16 protein-coding genes are annotated in these 16,518 nt (G+C 67.8%); 8 read left to right on the top strand and 8 right to left on the bottom strand.

The genetic code is table 11. The annotated features are described in order from the left end of the window. Positions 1–125: 125 nt before the first annotated feature. The gene (pip, locus tag ACFOD4_RS13575) at positions 126–1,073 is read right to left on the bottom strand and encodes a prolyl aminopeptidase (RefSeq protein WP_379597212.1); all 948 of its coding nucleotides are present in this window, start codon (positions 1,071–1,073) and stop codon (positions 126–128) included. 161 nt (positions 1,074–1,234) lie between these two features. Here pip and ACFOD4_RS13570 point away from each other — a divergent pair, with 161 nt between their 5' ends. Then, positions 1,235–1,957, top strand: coding sequence for a hypothetical protein (locus tag ACFOD4_RS13570; RefSeq protein ID WP_379597211.1), 723 nt, complete (start codon positions 1,235–1,237; stop codon positions 1,955–1,957). Between the two features lie 69 nt (positions 1,958–2,026). Beyond that, entirely contained in the window at positions 2,027–2,962 is a 936-nt protein-coding gene (locus tag ACFOD4_RS13565; RefSeq protein WP_379597210.1) for a metal ABC transporter solute-binding protein, Zn/Mn family, read from the top strand. 1 nt (position 2,963) lies between these two features. Here the strand turns inward: ACFOD4_RS13565 and ACFOD4_RS13560 are convergent, their stop codons facing one another. Beyond that, a complete protein-coding gene (locus ACFOD4_RS13560; RefSeq protein WP_379597209.1) occupies positions 2,964–3,311 on the bottom strand; it encodes a DMT family protein in 348 nt (115 codons plus the stop codon). 158 nt (positions 3,312–3,469) lie between these two features. On the opposite strand from ACFOD4_RS13560, the gene accD reads away from it, so the two are divergent. Together accD and ACFOD4_RS13550 are read left to right on the top strand one after the other, a co-directional pair. Further along, the gene (gene accD / locus ACFOD4_RS13555) at positions 3,470–4,423 is read left to right on the top strand and encodes an acetyl-CoA carboxylase, carboxyltransferase subunit beta (protein WP_379597206.1); all 954 of its coding nucleotides are present in this window, start codon (positions 3,470–3,472) and stop codon (positions 4,421–4,423) included. 139 nt (positions 4,424–4,562) lie between these two features. Next, positions 4,563–5,846 carry a bifunctional folylpolyglutamate synthase/dihydrofolate synthase gene (locus ACFOD4_RS13550; RefSeq protein ID WP_379597234.1) on the top strand — a complete coding sequence of 428 codons (1,284 nt, stop codon included), beginning with the start codon at positions 4,563–4,565 and terminating at the stop codon, positions 5,844–5,846. Positions 5,847–5,912: 66 nt separating this feature from the next. Here the strand turns inward: ACFOD4_RS13550 and ACFOD4_RS13545 are convergent, their stop codons facing one another. Next, positions 5,913–7,376 (bottom strand): transglycosylase SLT domain-containing protein, encoded by a 1,464-nt coding sequence (locus tag ACFOD4_RS13545; RefSeq protein ID WP_379597204.1) that lies wholly within the window; start codon positions 7,374–7,376, stop codon positions 5,913–5,915. A 472-nt stretch (positions 7,377–7,848) separates the two neighbouring features. Between ACFOD4_RS13545 and ACFOD4_RS13540 the strand changes: the two genes are divergently transcribed. Further along, positions 7,849–8,466 (top strand): glycine zipper 2TM domain-containing protein, encoded by a 618-nt coding sequence (locus tag ACFOD4_RS13540; protein WP_379597203.1) that lies wholly within the window; start codon positions 7,849–7,851, stop codon positions 8,464–8,466. A gap of 2 nt (positions 8,467–8,468) precedes the next feature. On the opposite strand, the gene arfB is transcribed toward ACFOD4_RS13540, so the two are convergent. Genes arfB through ACFOD4_RS13520 form a run of 4 tightly spaced genes read right to left on the bottom strand, consistent with a single transcriptional unit; the run spans position 8,469 to position 12,855 of the window. Further along, positions 8,469–8,897, bottom strand: a complete 429-nt coding sequence (gene arfB, locus ACFOD4_RS13535; protein ID WP_379597201.1) for an alternative ribosome rescue aminoacyl-tRNA hydrolase ArfB — start codon at positions 8,895–8,897, stop codon at positions 8,469–8,471. Continuing rightward, a complete protein-coding gene (locus ACFOD4_RS13530) occupies positions 8,897–10,009 on the bottom strand; it encodes an NADH:flavin oxidoreductase/NADH oxidase (RefSeq protein WP_379597200.1) in 1,113 nt (370 codons plus the stop codon). The genes arfB and ACFOD4_RS13530 overlap by 1 nt, the downstream gene beginning before the upstream one ends. Next, entirely contained in the window at positions 10,006–10,884 is an 879-nt protein-coding gene (locus ACFOD4_RS13525; protein ID WP_379597199.1) for a DUF2272 domain-containing protein, read from the bottom strand. Before ACFOD4_RS13525 ends, ACFOD4_RS13530 begins: the two co-directional genes overlap by 4 nt. A 12-nt stretch (positions 10,885–10,896) precedes the next feature. Continuing rightward, entirely contained in the window at positions 10,897–12,855 is a 1,959-nt protein-coding gene (locus tag ACFOD4_RS13520; RefSeq protein ID WP_379597198.1) for a hypothetical protein, read from the bottom strand. A gap of 225 nt (positions 12,856–13,080) precedes the next feature. Between ACFOD4_RS13520 and ACFOD4_RS13515 the strand changes: the two genes are divergently transcribed. Beyond that, entirely contained in the window at positions 13,081–13,869 is a 789-nt protein-coding gene (locus ACFOD4_RS13515; RefSeq protein WP_379597196.1) for an aldolase, read from the top strand. A gap of 221 nt (positions 13,870–14,090) precedes the next feature. Here the strand turns inward: ACFOD4_RS13515 and ACFOD4_RS13510 are convergent, their stop codons facing one another. Next, complete coding sequence (locus ACFOD4_RS13510) at positions 14,091–14,315, bottom strand: hypothetical protein (RefSeq protein WP_379597194.1); 225 nt, start codon at positions 14,313–14,315, stop codon at positions 14,091–14,093. Between the two features lie 606 nt (positions 14,316–14,921). On the opposite strand from ACFOD4_RS13510, the gene ACFOD4_RS13505 reads away from it, so the two are divergent. Both ACFOD4_RS13505 and ACFOD4_RS13500 read left to right on the top strand, forming a co-directional pair. Then, on the top strand, positions 14,922–15,698 hold the full coding sequence (locus ACFOD4_RS13505) for an N-acyl amino acid synthase FeeM domain-containing protein (protein ID WP_379597192.1): 777 nt from the start codon (positions 14,922–14,924) through the stop codon (positions 15,696–15,698). A gap of 267 nt (positions 15,699–15,965) precedes the next feature. Beyond that, complete coding sequence (locus tag ACFOD4_RS13500) at positions 15,966–16,517, top strand: methyltransferase family protein (protein ID WP_379597190.1); 552 nt, start codon at positions 15,966–15,968, stop codon at positions 16,515–16,517. Position 16,518: the final 1 nt, after the last annotated feature.

The raw sequence follows: 16,518 nt of genomic DNA, 5'->3' as shown, positions 1-16,518 counted from the left end.
GAGGAGGTAGGGGCTGAACGGCACCGGGGCCAGAGCCCGGGATCTGAACAAGCTTCGAAGAACAGTCCGACGTAGCGCAGGCTGGCCCGGAGGGATGCGGCCCAGCTGAGTCGCTTACCGCCACCTCAGTGGCCGCGAAAGCGCTCCAGCGCCGCCACCAGCGCCAGCCGGACACCTGGCTCCAGCGCCGAATGACCGGCGTCCGGCACCACCGTCAGCCTGGCGCGCGGCCAGGCGGCGGCAAGGTCGAAAGCGCTTTCAGGCGGGCAAACCATGTCATAGCGTCCCTGGACGATCTCCGCCGGAAGATGCGCGATCCGGTCCATGTGGCCCAGCAGCCCTTCGGGTGGCAGGAAAAGGTCGTTCGCGAAGTAGTGCGCCTCGATGCGCGCCAATCCCAGGGCGCTGCGGTCCTGCGCGAAGCTGGCCACCGTCTCGGGGCTCGGCAGCAGGGTGCTGCACAGACCCTCATACTGGCTCCAGACCCGCGCCGCCGCGAAATGCACCTGCGGGTCAGGATCGGTCAGCCGCCGCAGGAAGCTGCCCAGCAGATCATCCCGTTCATCGGCCGGAAGATGGCCGGCGAACTGCCCCCATGCATCGGGGAAGAAACGTCGCATGCCATCCAGGAACCACTCGACCTCGCGCCGCCGCCCCAGGAAAATGCCCCGCAGGACGCAGCCCGCCACCCGCTCCGGATAGGCCTGGGCATAGGCCAGCGCCAGGGTGGAGCCCCAGGAGCCGCCAAACAGCACCCAGTCCTCGATCCGAAGGAAACGGCGCAGCGCCTCGATATCCTCCACAAGATGCGGAGTGGTGTTCTGCGACAACTCGCCCAACGGCCGGGAGCGCCCCGCCCCACGCTGGTCGAAGATCACCACGCGCCAGTGCCCGGGATCGAAAAAGCGGCGGTGCACCGCCCCGGCCCCTGCGCCGGGTCCGCCATGCAGAAACAACACCGGCCGGCCGCGCGGATTGCCGACCTGCTCCCAGTACATGACATGGCCGCCCTGAAGGGGCAGCAATCCGGTCTCGTAGGGCGCTATGTCGGGGAAGAGGTCGCCGCGGGGCATGGTGGATGTTTGGCCCGACCGACCCGGCCGCGCAACATCGGCACGGCATTTCCATTCGCTTTGCGTCACCCGCCCTCTTCGCGCGGCGTCGCTTCATGACTAATTTACGCAGGATGGCTTCCTCCTCCTCCTCCGCGGGCTCGCCTTCCGCCGGATCGCGCATGACTGGCGCCTCGGGCGCGCTGCGCTGCGCCGTCTGCGGCACGGAAAGCCGGCAGGCCAGTTTCCGCCCTTCACCGCCCGAACAGGCGCCCGACCTCGATCTGCGCCCTGGGGAGCCGCTGCGGGGCAGCATGGCGCGCTGGCTGCAGCAATGCCCGCATTGCGGCTATTCCGCTCCGGATATCGGCCGTGCCCATCCGGCAGCGGCCGAGGCTGTAGCGGCCGCGCCCTTCCGCGCGCTGATCGCGGAAAGCACCCATCCGCCCCTGGCCAGGCGCTTCCTGGCCTGGGCGCATGTGCTGGAGGAAACCGGCGCGTTGCATGCCGCGGCCGAGGCCACGCTCCACGCGGCCTGGGTGGCCGATGACCTGGATCGCCCGGAACTTGCCGCCCAGTGGCGGCAGGAGGCCGTGGCCCTTTGGCGCAGCGGCCCGCGGCTGGATGCGGAGCAAACGGTGCGGGTGATCGATGCCTTGCGCCGTAGCGAGGCCTGGGGAGATGCGGCCGCGACCACGGAAGCCCTGGGCGCCTCCGGCCCGTCCGAAACAGTGGCGCAGGTGCTGCGACTGGAGCGAAGGCTGATCGCTGCACAGGATGCCGGCCGGCACACCTTGGCCAGCGCTGCCCCGCCCGCCCCCCGCCCGCATGTGGCGCAGCATCTGGTCGCGCGGCAGAGCGATGGGTTCTGGGCCCGTGTGATGAAGATGTTCCGGAAGCGCTGATCCCTTCTCTTGCCGGAGCCGGCGCGTGGCTTCATACGGTACTTTATAACATTGCACGGTTGGCTTCCCATGCTGCATCGCCGCCTCGTCCTGGGGTTTGCCCTGGCTGCTCCGTTTCTCGCACGCCGCAGCGCCATGGCCGCCGGGCCGGTCCCCGTTGTCGCCTCATTCTCCGTTCTGGGCGACATGGTGCGCCAGGTCGGTGGCGAGCGTGTGGCAGTGCATGTGATCGCCGGGCCGGATGTGGACGCGCATAGCTTCCGGCCGCGCCCGTCCGACGCCCAGGCGCTTCGTGGCGCCGCCCTGGTGGTACAGAACGGGCTGGGCTTCGATGGCTGGATGGACAGGCTGGCCAATGCAGCCGGCTCCGGGCCACGCCGCATCACCGTAACGGATGGGCTCACTCCTCGCCCCATGCCGGAAGACAGCCATGGACACGGGCATGGACATAGCCACGGCCACAGCCACGATCATGGCGGGCAGGACCCGCATGCCTGGCAGGATCTGCGCAACGGTCAGCACTATGTCCGCGGCATCGCCGCTGCCCTGGAACAGGCCGACCCGGATGGAACGACGTTCTACCATGAACGCGCCAAGGCCTACCTGGCCCGCCTCGATGCACTCGATGACTGGGTGCGGGGCCAGATCGCGACGGTGCCGGAGGCGCGGCGCAAGGTTGTCACCAGTCATGATGCCTTTGGTTATTTCGGCGCTGCCTACGGTGTGAGCTTCCTGGCGCCACAAGGTCTCAGCACGGAAAGCGAGCCTTCCGCGGCCCAGGTGGCCCGGCTGATCCGCCTGCTGAAGCGTGAAGGGATCACGGCCGTCTTTGTGGAAAACATGGCCAATCCGGGGACCCTGAACCGCTTGGCCACGGAAGCCGGCGTGAAGGTGCGCGGCAAGCTCTATGCCGACGCCCTTTCAGGACCGTCCGGCACCGCTCCGGATTACGAGGCGATGTTCCGGCACAATCTGGGGCTGATGGTGCCGGCGATGCGTGGCTGAGCTAGCGCGAAGGCAGGAAGATGAAGGCCACGGCCGCCACCAGGCACAGCATGGCGGCCAGGTAGTTCCAGCGCAGCGGCTCGCCCAGCACCCACACGGAAAAGCCGGCAAAGACGATCAGGGTGATCACCTCCTGCATCACCTTGAGCTGCTGGCCGCTATAGGTGCCGTAGCCGATGCGGTTGGCCGGGACCGCCAGGCAGTACTCGAAGAAGGCGATGCCCCAGCTCGTCAGCACGGCCAGCCAGAGCGGCCACGCAGGGTGCTTCAGATGCCCGTACCAGGCCCAGGTCATCATGACGTTGGAAGCGAGCAGCAGCAGCGGCGGGGCGATCAGCGACGTGTTCATTGGGGCTCCGGAACCAGAGGGCGGGAGCGGAAACGGCTGCGTCGGGAACTGGTTTCCAGGGGCAGGCGGTGTCGCGCTGCTTCGCCCCTTGCCATGCCGCCATCACAGGGCCTACCACCCCTGGCTTCATCCGGCACGGCACATCAGGGGGATCGCGCATGAACTGGATCAGCGAGTGGGCGCTGCCGAAGATCCAGACATGGCTGGGGCGCAAGGAAGTCCCGGACAATCTCTGGCACAAGTGCCCTGCCTGCGAGCAGATGATCTTTCACCGTGACCTGGAGCGGGCGCTGCATGTCTGCACCCATTGCGGCCACCACATGCGCATTCCCGCCGCCAAGCGTATGGAATACACGCTGGATCCCGGCTTCCAGCGCATCGAGCTGCCGAAATCTCCCGCCGACCCGCTTCGCTTCCGCGACCAGCGCAAATACGCCGAACGGCTGAAGGAAGCGCAGGCCAAGTCCGGCATGGATGACGCCGTGATGGTGGCGCATGGCACGATCGAGGGCCGGCGCGCCGTGGTCGCCGCCTTCGAATTCGGTTTTATGGGCGGCTCCATGAGCCCCGGCGTGGGCGAGGCGCTGGTCACCGCCGCCAAGCTGGCCGTGCTGCAGGATGCGCCGCTGATCGTCTTCACCGCCTCCGGCGGCGCCCGCATGCAGGAAGGCGCTGTCAGCCTGATGCAGATGCCGCGCACCGTGATCGCGACTCAGATGGTCAAGGAAGCCGGTCTGCCGGTGATCATCGTCATGGCCGACCCGACCACCGGTGGCGTCACGGCGTCCTTTGCCATGCTGGGCGACATCCACATCGCCGAGCCCAAGGCCCTGATCGGCTTTGCCGGCGCCCGCGTGATCGAGCAGACAGTGCGCGAAACCCTGCCTGAAGGCTTCCAGCGCGCCGAATACCTGCTGGAGCATGGCATCCTCGACATGGTGGTGAAGCGCGGCGAGATGCGGGAAAGGCTGGCACACCTCATCGCCCTGCTGCGCGAGCCGGTTCTGGTGCTGCCGGAGGCCGAACCCAGGCCCGTGCTCGAAGCCCCCTCGCCGGTGGCGGAAGCGCCGGTGGTGCCCGCTCCTGCTGCGGCAGCACGGCCCGAGGCCTGACCCGGCCAGCGGGCCGGTCTCGCCCGGCGATGAATTGCCCAGGCCCGGCGGGGCGATATGCCGGGATGCACGGCCTGGCCCCGCAGCGCGGCTGGGCGCACAAACGGAGAATGGCGTGAGCCGCACCGAACCCAGCGGCATGGGCCGCGCCGACGCCATTATCGAGCGCCTGCACGGACTATACCCGCGCGTCATCGACCTCAAGCTGGAGCGGCTGCAAAGGCTGTTGGCCGATCTGGGCAATCCCGAGCGCCATCTGCCCCCCGTGATCCATGTCGCCGGCACCAACGGCAAAGGCTCGACCTGTGCCTTTCTGCGCGCGATCGCCGAAGCCGCGGGGCAGCGGGTGCATGTTTATTCCTCGCCGCACCTAGTGCGCTTCAACGAGCGCATCCGCCTGGCCGGCGCCCTGGTGACCGACGCCGAGCTGGAGACGGCGTTGGAGGAGGTGGAGCGGCGCAATGCCGGCCAGCCCATCACCGTGTTCGAGGTGATCACCGGCGCCGCCTTTCTGCTGTTCAGCCGCGTACCCGCGGACCTCCTGGTGCTGGAAACCGGGCTGGGCGGCAGGTTCGACGCCACCAACGTGGTGGACCATCCCGTGGCCTGTGCCATCACCTCCATCTCCATGGACCACATGGAGTTCCTGGGGAAGGACATCGCCGCCATCGCCGGCGAGAAGGCGGGCATCCTCAAGCCCGGCGTCCCCGCCGCCACGGGCAACCAGCGGCCCGAGGCGCAGATGGTGCTGGAAGAGGCCGCGGAGCGCCTGAACCTGACACTGGCGGTGCGCGGACAGGACTGGACCATCCATTCAACCGACATCGGGCTGCGCTACACCGATCCGGGTGGGAGCATGGAGTTGCCGCACCCCTCTCTTCCCGGGCCGCATCAGGCGGACAATGCGGGCATCGCCATCGCCGCCCTGCGCTCCTGGGATCCGCCATGGCTGACCGAGCCGGCCATTGCCGCCGGCCTTGCCACGGCCACCTGGCCCGCGCGGCTGCAAAGGCTGCATGGCGACCTTGCCGCCCTGCTGCCGCCGGGCTGGGAGCTGTGGCTGGATGGCGGCCACAACGCCGGGGCAGGAGAGGCCTTGGCGGCGCAATTGCCCCTCTGGCGCGACCGCCCCTGCCACATCGTCGTCGGCATGAAGCAAGGCAAGGAGTCCGATCGCTTCCTGGCGCCGTTGCTGCCGTTGGCGGATACGGTGTGGGCCGTGGCGGAGCCAGGCCAGCACCTCGCCAAGCCGGTGAAGGAGATCATCGGTGCCAGCGGCGGAAAGGCCCGTCCTGGCCCCACGGTGGCGGAAGCCCTGCGCGCCGTCGCGGCCGCGAATTCCTTGCCCGGCCGTGTCTTGATCTGCGGCAGCCTCTATCTCGCAGGCGAGGTCCTCAAGGCGGACGGCACAGCCATTGTCTGACGCCGCTGCATGAAGAAGGGGCGGTGCCTTGCGGCACCGCCCCCCCCGATCCGTTGCGCTTCGGCTTCAGGCGCCGGGCGAGACGATGATGCAGGCGCCGTTCCCGCGCAGCCGGTCGCAGGCTGCCGAAGCGTTCTCCCGCGACAGGCCGGTCACCCGCGCGCGGAAGAGGCGGGCATTGCCCTGGCCCACAGTCTCCACAGTTGTCCTGGAACCGCTCAGGCCGAGCCGTGAGCGGGCCTGGTCGGCCGCATTGCGGGCGAGATTGGCGCTGGCGAAGGCACCCACCTGCACACCCCAGTCGCCCGTCACCACGGCAGGCGTGGCGCTGCGCTGCGACGGCAGGCGCAGCACGTTCTGGGCTGCAACCGGCGCTGCATTGGCGCTGCCGATCAGGCTGAACCCGCCCGGGCTCCGCGGCGCCGCGGCCGCGATCTGGGTGGGCGCCGCTGCCACGGGCTGGGCCCGCGGAGCCTCGGCAAAGGCGGTCGCGATGCGGCTGCGGGTCGGCGAAGCGGCGGCCGGTAGTGCCGCGGGACGCGCTGCCGCGGTGGCGGCCAGCGACGATGAGGATGGTGCCGGCGAAACAATAACCGGTGCAGCCGGCACGGGCACGGCCGCGGCCATTTGCACAGGCGGAGCGGTTTCGGCCTGCGTCTGGTAGGTCGATCCGTCCGGGATCGGCTCCATCCGCACGACGCCGCCCGCAGCCGCGCCGTCCAGGCTGGCAAGTTGGACTGCCTGGGAAGCGTAGGTGGAGCCGTCGGGAATGGGTTCCATCCGCACCACCGGACCGGCCGGCAGAGTGGCTACCCTGATGCCGGGATCGGTCGCGTTGCGCTGGTCCCGCAGCGCCAGCATGGTGGCGGAATCGCCCCGTCGCGGACCTGCCGGAATGATCAGCGGCAGTTCCGCCGCCGCGTAGATCTCTGGCGCCGCGCGGCGATCGGGATGACTGCCCACGATGCGGGGTCCAATCCGGCCGACGTAGTTGCGCGTTTCCGCCGGCAGGCCACGGCCGTTCCAGAGGTAGTCCTCCAGTCGGCGCGGCCCGGCATTGTAGGCGGCCAGGAAGCCGGGGCTTCCATACAGCTCATACATCTCGCGCAGATAGGCCGTGCCGGCCATCACGCTGTTCCAGGGGTGGTAGGGATCGTCCCCCAGCCCATAGCGCGAGCGCAGCTCGGCATAGGTGCCGGGCATGACCTGCATCAGCCCCATCGCGCCCACCGGGCTCCGGGCATTGACCTTGCCGGCGCTTTCCTGCCGCATCACCTCGCGGATCCACCGATCCGGGATGTCGAACCGCTTCGACGCCTCTCGGATATAGGGTCCCCACGGGTCGCTGGACGGCCCGGGCGGGTTGTAGCTGGCGGGCTGCGGATAGGCCGCTGCCTGCGCCGCCGCCGATGAAGATGCCGGTGCGCGTGCCTGCTGGCTGCTGCCGCAGGCCGCGAGTAGTGCCAAAGCCCCCACTGCCATCACCGTGCGCGCCTGGCGCCGGCTTGGGCAAAGTCGGAACGGAGTCATCCCCTGTTCTCCGTCTGAAGAAGACGGCATGCCGGAGAGCTGCTCCTGGGAATCGGACGAAAACCCCCTCGCCCGGGCCTGGCGGTCCCGCCGCGCCCCCACGCGGCAAAGACCGGACTCGCCGACGCGCCGCGCTGAGCGAAACGTCAACCATTTTCCGCCTACAGGAGCATGAGCACGGGCGCAAGCAAGGAGTGTCTTGGCAACGCCCCTTGCTGGGACAGCAGCTTAGCTGAAGCCAAGGGGCTTGGCATTTGCCAACCTCGCGAGGCCGGTGCCGGCGGCACGATGGGCCGCCCCGCCTCTCGCGGTTGCTGCCGTTGCCCCTGGAAAGCCGCGGCGTCACGTCCTAGGTGAGGCGGCGGGGCGGGCTGCAACCTGTTCCACGCGGCTTGCCTTATCCTCTCCCAGGGACCGGGCCGCCGGGAGGAAGCCGGGCCCGCCATACCCAGCCGTCGGGAGAAGAGCTGACATGACGCCGCGCAACGCCCCGGGCTCTATTGCCCGCCGTTCCTTTCGAATCGCCGCCTGCGCCCTTGCCCTGGTGGGCGGCCTGGCCGCCTGCGCACCCCGCGACACTGGCGGCACCTATGGCAGCGGCACCATTGGGCGGGCGTCTTCCGTCTCCTACGGCACCATTGTCGGCCTGCGCCCGGTGCATGTGCAGGGCGGCGGCTCGGGCGTCGGCACTGCGGCGGGCGCCGTGGCGGGTGGCGTGGCCGGTAGCTTCATCGGCGGAGACTGGCGTTCCAATCTGCTGGCCGGGCTGGGTGGCGCGGCTCTGGGTGGCCTCGCCGGCAATGCCATCGGTGGCGGCGTAAGCGGTGGCAACGCCGTCGAGTACTTCATCCGCGAGGATCATGGCGGCGACATTTCGGTGGTGCAGACCGGGGAGGAAAATCTCCAGGTCAATGACCGCGTGGTGATCACGCGGGGCGACCGGGTGCGCATCAGCCGCGCCGCCGGGGGCCCGCCCCCGGGCGCCTATGCGCCGCCACCGGCCGCGCCTGCCACCGGCGTCAACGCGCCCTATGGCTACGGCACTCCCCCGAACTACAATGTGCCCGCCTATCAAGGCCCGCGCAGCTAACGCTAATCCAGCGCGGGCTTGCCGCGCAGCTTCTTCGTGGCGCCGCGCTGGGTCTTGCCTTCCAGCCGGCGCTTCTTGGAACCGAGGGTAGGCCGCGTCGCCCGTCGCTTGGGCGGCGGCGGCCGCGCCGCTTCCCGCAGCAATTCCAGCAGCCGCGCCAACGCTTCTTCCCGATTGCGCGCCTGTGACCGATGCTCCTGCGCGGTGATCACGATCTCCCCTGCTGCCGTGGCACGATGCCCGGCCAGCGCAAGGGCCCGCTCCCGCACCGCTTGAGGAAGGGATGGCGAATTCCGCGCATCGAAGCGCAGCTGCACCATCGTCTCCACCTTCTGGATGTTCTGGCCGCCAGCTCCCGAAGCGCGGGCAAAGCTTTCCACAAGCTCCGCAGCGTCGATCGAAAGCCGTGCGGTGACAAGGATGCGCGGCATCAGAGCGGCGGCAGCGGCTCCGCCACCTGCCGCAAGATGCGGGTTTCACCCAGTGTGCTCCAGGCACGGTCGTATTGCGGCGGCGTCGCCAGCGCCGCGGTGCGGCCCAGCGCGACGGCAGCCCGCAAAGGCCAGTAAGGATCACGCAGCAGCTCGCGCGCCATCAGGATCAGGTCGGCCTTGCCCTCGGACAGAATGGCCTGCGCCTGCTCCGGTTCGCTGATCATGCCCACTGCGGCTACCGGCACGGCAGCCCCTTCCCGCACCGCCGCGGCGCCCGGCACCTGATACCCCGGCCCCACCGGAATGCGGGCCTGGACATTGCCCCCCGAAGACACGTCGATCAGGTCGACGCCCAGAGCCTTGACCTGCCGCGCCAGCTCCACCGTTTCCTCCGTGGTCCAGCCGCCCTCGGTCCAATCGGTGTGCGAAACCCGGAGCGCCAGCGCCACATCCTCCGGGATCACGGCGCGCACGGCCGACACCACCTCACGCGTCAAGCGCGTGCGCCCCGCGAAATCCCCGCCCCAGCCATCGTTGCGCTGGTTCGACAGCGGCGACAGGAACTCATGCAGCAGATAGCCATGCGCGCCATGCAGCTCGATAAAGCGATAGCCCGCCTCCACCGCACGCTGCGCCGTGGTGGCGAAAGCGGCGATGATGCGCTGGATGCCAGCCTCGTCCAGCGCAACTGGCTCGTGCAGGCCCGGAAAGGCCAGCGCGGTCGGCCCCACCGGCTGCCAGCCATGCTCGGGTGCCAGACCGCCGACCCAGGGCTGGGCCGTGCTGGCCTTGCGGCCCGCATGGGCAATCTGGATGCCCGGAACGGCACCCGTCGATTCCAGCGCTGCGGCCAGGCGCTTGTGTCCCGGAAGTTGCGCTTCCTCCCACAGCCCCACATCCTGCGGCGTGATCCGCCCCTCCGGCAGCACCGCCGTCGCCTCAACGATCACCAGCCCGGCGCCGCCGTGGGCGCGGGACAGCAGATGCGTCAGGTGCCATTCCGTCAGCTTGCCATCCGGCGCACAGGAATACTGGCACATGGGCGAAACGCCGATGCGGTTGCGCAGCGTGACGCCGCGCAGCGTCAGCGGGGAAAACAGATCGGTCATCGGGCGCTCCACTGCATTGCGGCCAGGTTCCAGGGCGGCAGGCGGCCCAGCCGGTTCTCAAAGACGGCGAACCAGATGGCGCCATTGCCCGGACGTGGCAACAGCCGCCCCGCCGCATCGGCCGGAAAGCGCGACAGCGTGACCGCGTCCGCGACATTACCGCCCACTGCCTCCACGAAGCCGGGAGTCAGGGAAACGACGATATCGCAATGCATGGGGCGGAACTGCCCCGTTTCGGCCAGGCGCTGCCGCCAATCGGCGATCGGGTGCCTGGATCGGTCGGCGCAGACCAGATCACCCGGCTGCGGTGTGTAGGCCGCCCAGTCCTGCGGCACAAAGGGCGCCACGGCCGGAAAGGCCGCAGCATCCGCCAGCATTCCGTCGATGTAGAAGCTGTGCGCCGCAGAGGAAGGAAATTCCCGCCGATCAACCCCGGCGCGAAGCATGACATAGCTGATAAAGGCGGCGGACCAGGCGGGCTCCCGCCAGGCGCCACCCGGTGCGTCGGGATGCGCCGCGGCGGTGGCGTAGCGAGCACGGTTGCGGGCCACGGCGCCCTGCGCCTCCCCGTCCTCCACCGCACGCCAGTAAGCGAGAACGCGAGGGAAATTGGCCAGCAGGGATTCAGGGCCCGGCGCTGTTGCATCCTCCAGCGCCTGATGGGGGGCCAAGCCGGGAGCGAGGGTCAACACGAGCCGACCCCACTCTTCCCATTCGCCCAGGGCAATGCGCAGCATGCGTTCCCGCACCGTGGGTGGATAGGACAAGGGCGGCTCTGCCGGCCGGGGCGTTGTGACGGGCGCGGCGCAGCCGGCCAGGGCGAGCAGCAGCGCTGCCGCCACCGCCGCTGGGCGGTGATGCAGGGTCCGGAACATGGGGAGCGGCGGTCAGGCAGCTTGTTCGGCGGAGGCTGGCGCGGCAACCGCTGCATCCGGGGTCAGCAGCCCCAGCACCGCCGCGGGCTGCGTTGCGGCGTTCCCTTCCTGAGCCACCGGGCTGGTCAGCACCTCCAGCGTGCCGCCCAGCGGGCGGATGCGCGCGCGAAGCTGCCGCGTCGCAAGGTCGTTCAGCGTCTGAAGGCGCTGCAACTGGCTGCCTTCCAGTGCCAGCGCGCCGGATTGCCGCGCCAGCTTCATGGTCGCCAGCGCCCGCAGCAGCAGGCCGAGCTTGAAGCTCCAGAAACCGCCATCATCCTCCCACCGGCCATCGCTGCGCCGGCTGCGCACGAAGGGGGTGTCGAGGCTATGCAGACCTTCCTCCAGCGGCACCTTGACCGAGCCAACACGGATCGCTCCGAGGGCCTGCTTCAGCGCCGGCAGCAACCGGGCATCCTGACGGCTCATGGCGATGCGCGACAAAGCCAGCATGGCGGCGGCGTGGCAGTCGAGATAGGCGGCCTGGTCCTGGTCGGCAAAGGCGCCGCCCTGCTCGTCCGGCCGCTGCAGCGACAGCAGCAGGTCCAGCCCGTGCCGAAGCGCCGCCTCGTAGCGCGGTTCCGGCGCATGGCGCTGCATGGCATCGAGCGACAGCAGCGCGAAAGAAAGCGAACGCAGATAGGACCGCCGCGCCGGCAGCGAGTCACCCTCCGCCATGCCGGCGAAGAGGCCGTCCAGGTGCCGGTCATACCAGTCCCGGAGCATGGCCACCCGCTCCTCCGGCAGGGGATAGGCCCCTCGGGCATGGAACAGCAGCTGCGTCGCCACGGCGTTGAGGGCCACGCCGTGATCGGCGGTGACGCCGGCATCGCGGCCCGACAGGATCGATGGATCGTAGAGGATGCCGGCATAGCTCGGCATCGCCGCGGCCAGCGTGCCCGCGGTCAGCAGCCGCGCCTCGTTCACCTGGAAGCTGGCGCCGCCGGCCAGTTCCGGCAGCGCGTAGCGCAGGATCAGCCAGTGGAGGCGGCCATCCACCGACTGCGCCTTGACGTTCAACAGCCGTTCGCCGGAGAGCGGCCGGAGGTGCAATCCGTTGGCCGCTCCCGGCGGCGCATCCTCGATCAGGCTGATGATGTCGGCCGTTTTGCCCTCCAGCACAGCGGAAACGGCGGAGCCGGACAGGGCCCGGTGACGGAATTCCCGCCCCTCGCCCAGCGCGACGCGGGACACCGGGCGCAGAGCCTCGCCCGACAACTCGTCCGCCGCCGTGGTCAGGCGAACATCCGAGAGGGTGATGCCCGGCTCCGCCCGCAGCGTCACCTGCACCAACAGACGTGGATCGCTGGGCTCGATCCAGTATTCGTAGCGGACGCGGCCGACCACCTGCTCGGTTTTCCGCAGGAGTCCGGTGCTGCCGCGCAGCACGCTTTCATGGAACAGCATCACGCCATCCGGCCGCTGCTCCAGCCCGAAGCTGTCGATGTTGTCCTCAACATCGATGCAATGACGGGTACGGCTCAGCCGGAACTCGGCCAGATGGCCGGTGTGATGGAACTCGCGCCGCGCAGGGGCCGAGCGCACCGCCTGTCGCACCACGCCGCGCGACAAGTCGCCACGGAACTCATGCGTGGCGGTGGTGATGGCGAAGTTGCGCGGATCGGCATTGTCCACCACCAGCCCGGCCTCGGCCACGCGGCGCAGCAACAGGTTGCCGGTGCCCATAGCCAGCAGGAAATCGGTCAGCCCGTCGCGCATCGGCCCGTGGGTGGCGGCAAGCCCCGGCTGCGACAGCAGCTCAACCGCTCCGGCCGCGTCCGCCGTCCAGCACCATTGCGCAGTGGCAAAGGGAGCATGGGTTTCGCGCAGCGCCGGGATCTCCAGCCCGTCGAGCGGTACGGCCCGCAGAAGGTGCCGTTCCAGATAGGCGGTCAGCCGGTCGCGGTCGGCGTCTTGCAGCGTTTCGGCCATGGGTTTTCCAGGGTCCCTTCGAGCTTGGCAGCTCCATCATAGGACAGCAGGCTGGCGGACGCACGCATGGACAGCATTGCACCGGCACATCGCAACCCACGCGGGCGTCTGTGAAAGCAATGTGCCCTGCCGAAGCCGCTTCAAGGGTGCCGAGCCATGGCGCGGCTCCTCAGGCTTGAGGCGGTGACCGACGCTTGCCATGCTCCGGCCAGCAAGGAGCATCCCATGGCCCATCCGATCGGCGCGGCAACCGCCATCTCCGCCCTCTCCAACGCACTGCCCGAGGCGCAGGCATTGCGCCAGGCCCGCATCGACCTCGCTGCCTGCTTTCGCATGGCGGCGCGGCGCGGCATGGAGGAGGGCATCTGCAACCACTTCTCCGCCGTGGTGCCAGGGCGGCCTGACCTTTTCCTGGTGAACCCCTACGGCCTCGCCTTTCGGGAGATCACCGCCTCGTCCCTGCTGGTCTGCGACTTCCATGGCAATGTGGTCGAAGGAGATGGCCAGCCCGAGGCCACCGCCTTCCACATCCATGCGCGCCTCCACGTGGAAAAGCCGCGCGCCAAGGTCGCCTTCCACACGCACATGCCCTACGCCACAGCGCTGGCCATGTTGGAGGGACCTCCCCTGGTCTGGGCCGGACAGACGGCGCTCCGCTTCTTCGGGCGTTTGGCGGTGGACGAGGATTACCAGGGGCTGGCGCTGGATGAGCGCGAAGGCAGCCGCATCGCTGCCAGCCTTGGCGAGGCCGATGTGGTGTTCATGAAGAATCACGGCGTCATGGTGCTGGCCGGAACGATCGCCGAGGCCTGGGATGACCTCTACTACCTAGAGCGGGCCGCCCAGGCACAGGTGCTGGCCATGAGCACTGGCCGGAAGCTGCTACCCGTTTCAGAGGAGATTGCCCGCCGCGTCGCGGCGCAGGAAGCCGCCGGGCGGAGCGAGAGCGCGCGGCTGCATCTGGAAAGCGTTAAGCGGGTCCTGACCCTGGAGGAGCCAGGCTTTCTGGCCTGATCATTCCCGGAACGCATCTGCCTTACAGGCCTCGCAGACGCCTGACCTGCAAGGATCAGCGCTGTGTTGCGCCGGAAGCCGACGCGGCTCAGGTGGGCCGGCCCTTGCTGGCGGTGTTCTGTGCAATGCCTCCGTAAGGACCGGATCCAGAGGCACCAGATCCCGGACGAGCCGCCGTGGCCGCACGGGTAAAAGTTGAAGCTGAGGATACTCCCAAGCGATCAGGGTTCGGACAAGGTGGCGAACTCGTGCTCCAGCTCGAGCTGCGCTTCGTCCGGATCGATGAAGCCAGCATCCACCACACCGTTGCGCCAGCCGTGCCAGTAGGACCGGGTCATGTTCGGAGCACCCGTTAGCCCAGCGATTCCATCCATGTAGCCGATCAGGATTTCCGCCTCGTCGAGGGTGCGATAATCCGCCACGCTTCTGACCGCTTCGAGCACCATCGCCCCCTCATACTACCTAATAGACTGGCCATCATCCTATGCCGTGGCCTCGTCGATCCAGAAGATGATGGTCTGAGCCGGATTTACACCGGCTTTGCACGCGTGCCGCGGCGCCTCTGGAAGCCGCAATGCTGCACCGATTCAACGCAAGATCAAGATCGCACCGGGAATGGCCACGCTGCCGGTAGGCGGTGGCCAGCGCCCGGGCAGCGCATGGTGCGCCTTCTTCTTAGCACGCCGTTCATGATCGGCACCGGCAGCATTCACGCATAAACAATGCAGCAACAATTCTCAAAAAATAGATCTTTGAATACGTCAGAAGTAATTGCGTCGATTTATTCAAATTCTGCGCGGATCATCAAAGATGCGGGTAAGCCGGCTGGGTTTTTTTCAGAGGCTCGAAAGACACCAGCCTCAGCTTAACATCCAGCGCAGCGTTCAGGATTTGCCGGAACAGGCGCGCACGGCCGATGCGTCGTAAACCTTAAATAAGGTCACGCACAATTCTCCAGTGAGTACAAGCGAATTGGTGCTTCGGCGATGCGTGACCTGTAGCGTGACGTCGGAGCAATCTTCCTCCGTTCGTCCTCCGTTAAGGAAAAAATCATGATTAGTAACGATCAAGCAACGAATTTCTCCGCGCCTGCCCACCTGGCGGCAGAATCGGCGCAACCTGCAACGTTGCGGCAACGCCGCGCCGTTCCGGGTGTCTCGGCACGGGGCGCGTCCTACAGCGCACGCCTGGCTGTCTCGGAGCAGGTTCAGGAGGATGCATTCCGCCTGCGGTATCGCAGCTACCTGGCGGGCGGCTTTATCGAGGAAAACGCCTTGGGCCTTTTCCGCGATCATTATGATGAAATGGCCAATGCCAATACTGTAGTCTTGTATGACGATGCTACGCCGGTTGCCTCAGTCCGGGTCTGCCTTTTGGCCCGAGGCACCAACTATACTTCGCCGGCCATGGACACCTTTCCCACCGAGGTGAACTCTCTTCTGTCCGCACGGCCGAACGATGCCTTTTCAGGCCGTGCGATCGAGGTCACCCGCCTGGTGAGAAGCCCGCATGTGGAGAACAACCAGGGCCTCGTGTTCCTGCTGTACCGGATCGCCGGCTATATTGCCCTCAGCCACCACACGCAGATCTTCCTCGCCTGCGTCAGATCGAATCATGCGCCTTTCTACAAACGGCTCGGCTATTCCGCCGCGTCCGAGCCCCGGCCTTATCCCGGCCTTAGTTGCAACATGCTCCTCATGGCCAGCAGCCGCGAACGGTATGACCATATCCGTACAACCGTCCCCATGATGGACCCCTTGGCCGGCACCACGCACAATCTCGAGGGCTTTTATGCAGGCGAGGCGGTGCAGCTGCAGCTGACCCGTTGAAGCCTGAACAGGAGCCGTCCGGATGCCCTGACGGCTCCAGAACACGGAGCGGAACATCTACCGCCATCAGCCGCGTCAGGCCGGGAGTTACTGGTTTTCCGACCTGCCAGATTCCTGGGCAAAATCCAGGACCGGCAACAATAGGCAACGCTTCGCTACTCGGAATTGTGCCTCGTTCACCAACACAGCAACAGGAAGCACTACCATGGCAATCTCGCGGAATGGTATGCTTCCTCGCGAGCATACCGCAACAGGATCACGCCTTCCATGTGGACAACCCTTGTCATTGCGGCGGCCTTTGCGGCCTTTGGTTCATTCGCGTGGGGGTTGAAGCGCCATTTCCGCGTCGAGGGTGACATGCCAGGGCGGATGCGCCGCCTGACGACCGCCAGCACCGCGGCCTTTCTGCTCTTCATCGTTCTGGCCTTCATCAGAGGCGTACCTCCGGGAAGCGGCCTAGCCGCCCTTGCCCTGTTCCTGGGCGGCATCGCCCTGTTCTGGTGGGCTGTGCGCACCACCAGAAGCCGCCCGCCCGCGGTGGCGCATACCGATAACATCCCGACGATGATCCATGCCGACGGGCCGTACGCCTATGTCCGCCATCCCTTCTATCTGGCTTATACGCTGGGCTGGCTCGGCACCGCCGTCGCCGGCGGTCCCATCCTGTGGATACCGGCCGCCGTGATTATCGGCTGGTACTACGTGACCGCACGGGAGGAAGAGGCCCATTTCGCAACGTCGGCGGTGGCGGAGGACTATGCGCGGTACCGATCCAGAACCGGTTTGATCCTGCCACGGCTGCCGCAGCGGAATTCCTGAC

Origin of the sequence: Teichococcus globiformis, from assembly GCF_042646265.1 — a bacterium.
Taxonomy (GTDB): Bacteria; Pseudomonadota; Alphaproteobacteria; order Acetobacterales; family Acetobacteraceae; genus Pseudoroseomonas; species Pseudoroseomonas globiformis.
The sequence above is the reverse complement of the archived record's forward strand: the minus strand, read 5'-3'. Positions and strand labels throughout refer to the sequence as shown.

Excerpts from the sequence above, each read along its gene's own strand:
- ACFOD4_RS13545 (WP_379597204.1), bottom strand. The coding sequence starts at position 7,376 with ATGACTCCGTTCCGACTTTGCCCAAGCCGGCGCCAGGCGCGCACGGTG.
- ACFOD4_RS13540 (WP_379597203.1), top strand. The coding sequence starts at position 7,849 with ATGACGCCGCGCAACGCCCCGGGCTCTATTGCCCGCCGTTCCTTTCGA.
- ACFOD4_RS13530 (WP_379597200.1), bottom strand. The coding sequence starts at position 10,009 with ATGACCGATCTGTTTTCCCCGCTGACGCTGCGCGGCGTCACGCTGCGC.
- ACFOD4_RS13500 (WP_379597190.1), top strand. The coding sequence starts at position 15,966 with ATGTGGACAACCCTTGTCATTGCGGCGGCCTTTGCGGCCTTTGGTTCA.
- ACFOD4_RS13520 (WP_379597198.1), bottom strand. The coding sequence starts at position 12,855 with ATGGCCGAAACGCTGCAAGACGCCGACCGCGACCGGCTGACCGCCTAT.
- ACFOD4_RS13515 (WP_379597196.1), top strand. The coding sequence starts at position 13,081 with ATGGCCCATCCGATCGGCGCGGCAACCGCCATCTCCGCCCTCTCCAAC.
- ACFOD4_RS13510 (WP_379597194.1), bottom strand. The coding sequence starts at position 14,315 with ATGGTGCTCGAAGCGGTCAGAAGCGTGGCGGATTATCGCACCCTCGAC.
- ACFOD4_RS13565 (WP_379597210.1), top strand. The coding sequence starts at position 2,027 with ATGCTGCATCGCCGCCTCGTCCTGGGGTTTGCCCTGGCTGCTCCGTTT.
- ACFOD4_RS13525 (WP_379597199.1), bottom strand. The coding sequence starts at position 10,884 with ATGTTCCGGACCCTGCATCACCGCCCAGCGGCGGTGGCGGCAGCGCTG.
- pip (WP_379597212.1), bottom strand. The coding sequence starts at position 1,073 with ATGCCCCGCGGCGACCTCTTCCCCGACATAGCGCCCTACGAGACCGGA.
- ACFOD4_RS13550 (WP_379597234.1), top strand. The coding sequence starts at position 4,563 with ATGGGCCGCGCCGACGCCATTATCGAGCGCCTGCACGGACTATACCCG.
- ACFOD4_RS13570 (WP_379597211.1), top strand. The coding sequence starts at position 1,235 with ATGACTGGCGCCTCGGGCGCGCTGCGCTGCGCCGTCTGCGGCACGGAA.
- accD (WP_379597206.1), top strand. The coding sequence starts at position 3,470 with ATGAACTGGATCAGCGAGTGGGCGCTGCCGAAGATCCAGACATGGCTG.
- arfB (WP_379597201.1), bottom strand. The coding sequence starts at position 8,897 with ATGCCGCGCATCCTTGTCACCGCACGGCTTTCGATCGACGCTGCGGAG.
- ACFOD4_RS13560 (WP_379597209.1), bottom strand. The coding sequence starts at position 3,311 with ATGAACACGTCGCTGATCGCCCCGCCGCTGCTGCTGCTCGCTTCCAAC.
- ACFOD4_RS13505 (WP_379597192.1), top strand. The coding sequence starts at position 14,922 with ATGATTAGTAACGATCAAGCAACGAATTTCTCCGCGCCTGCCCACCTG.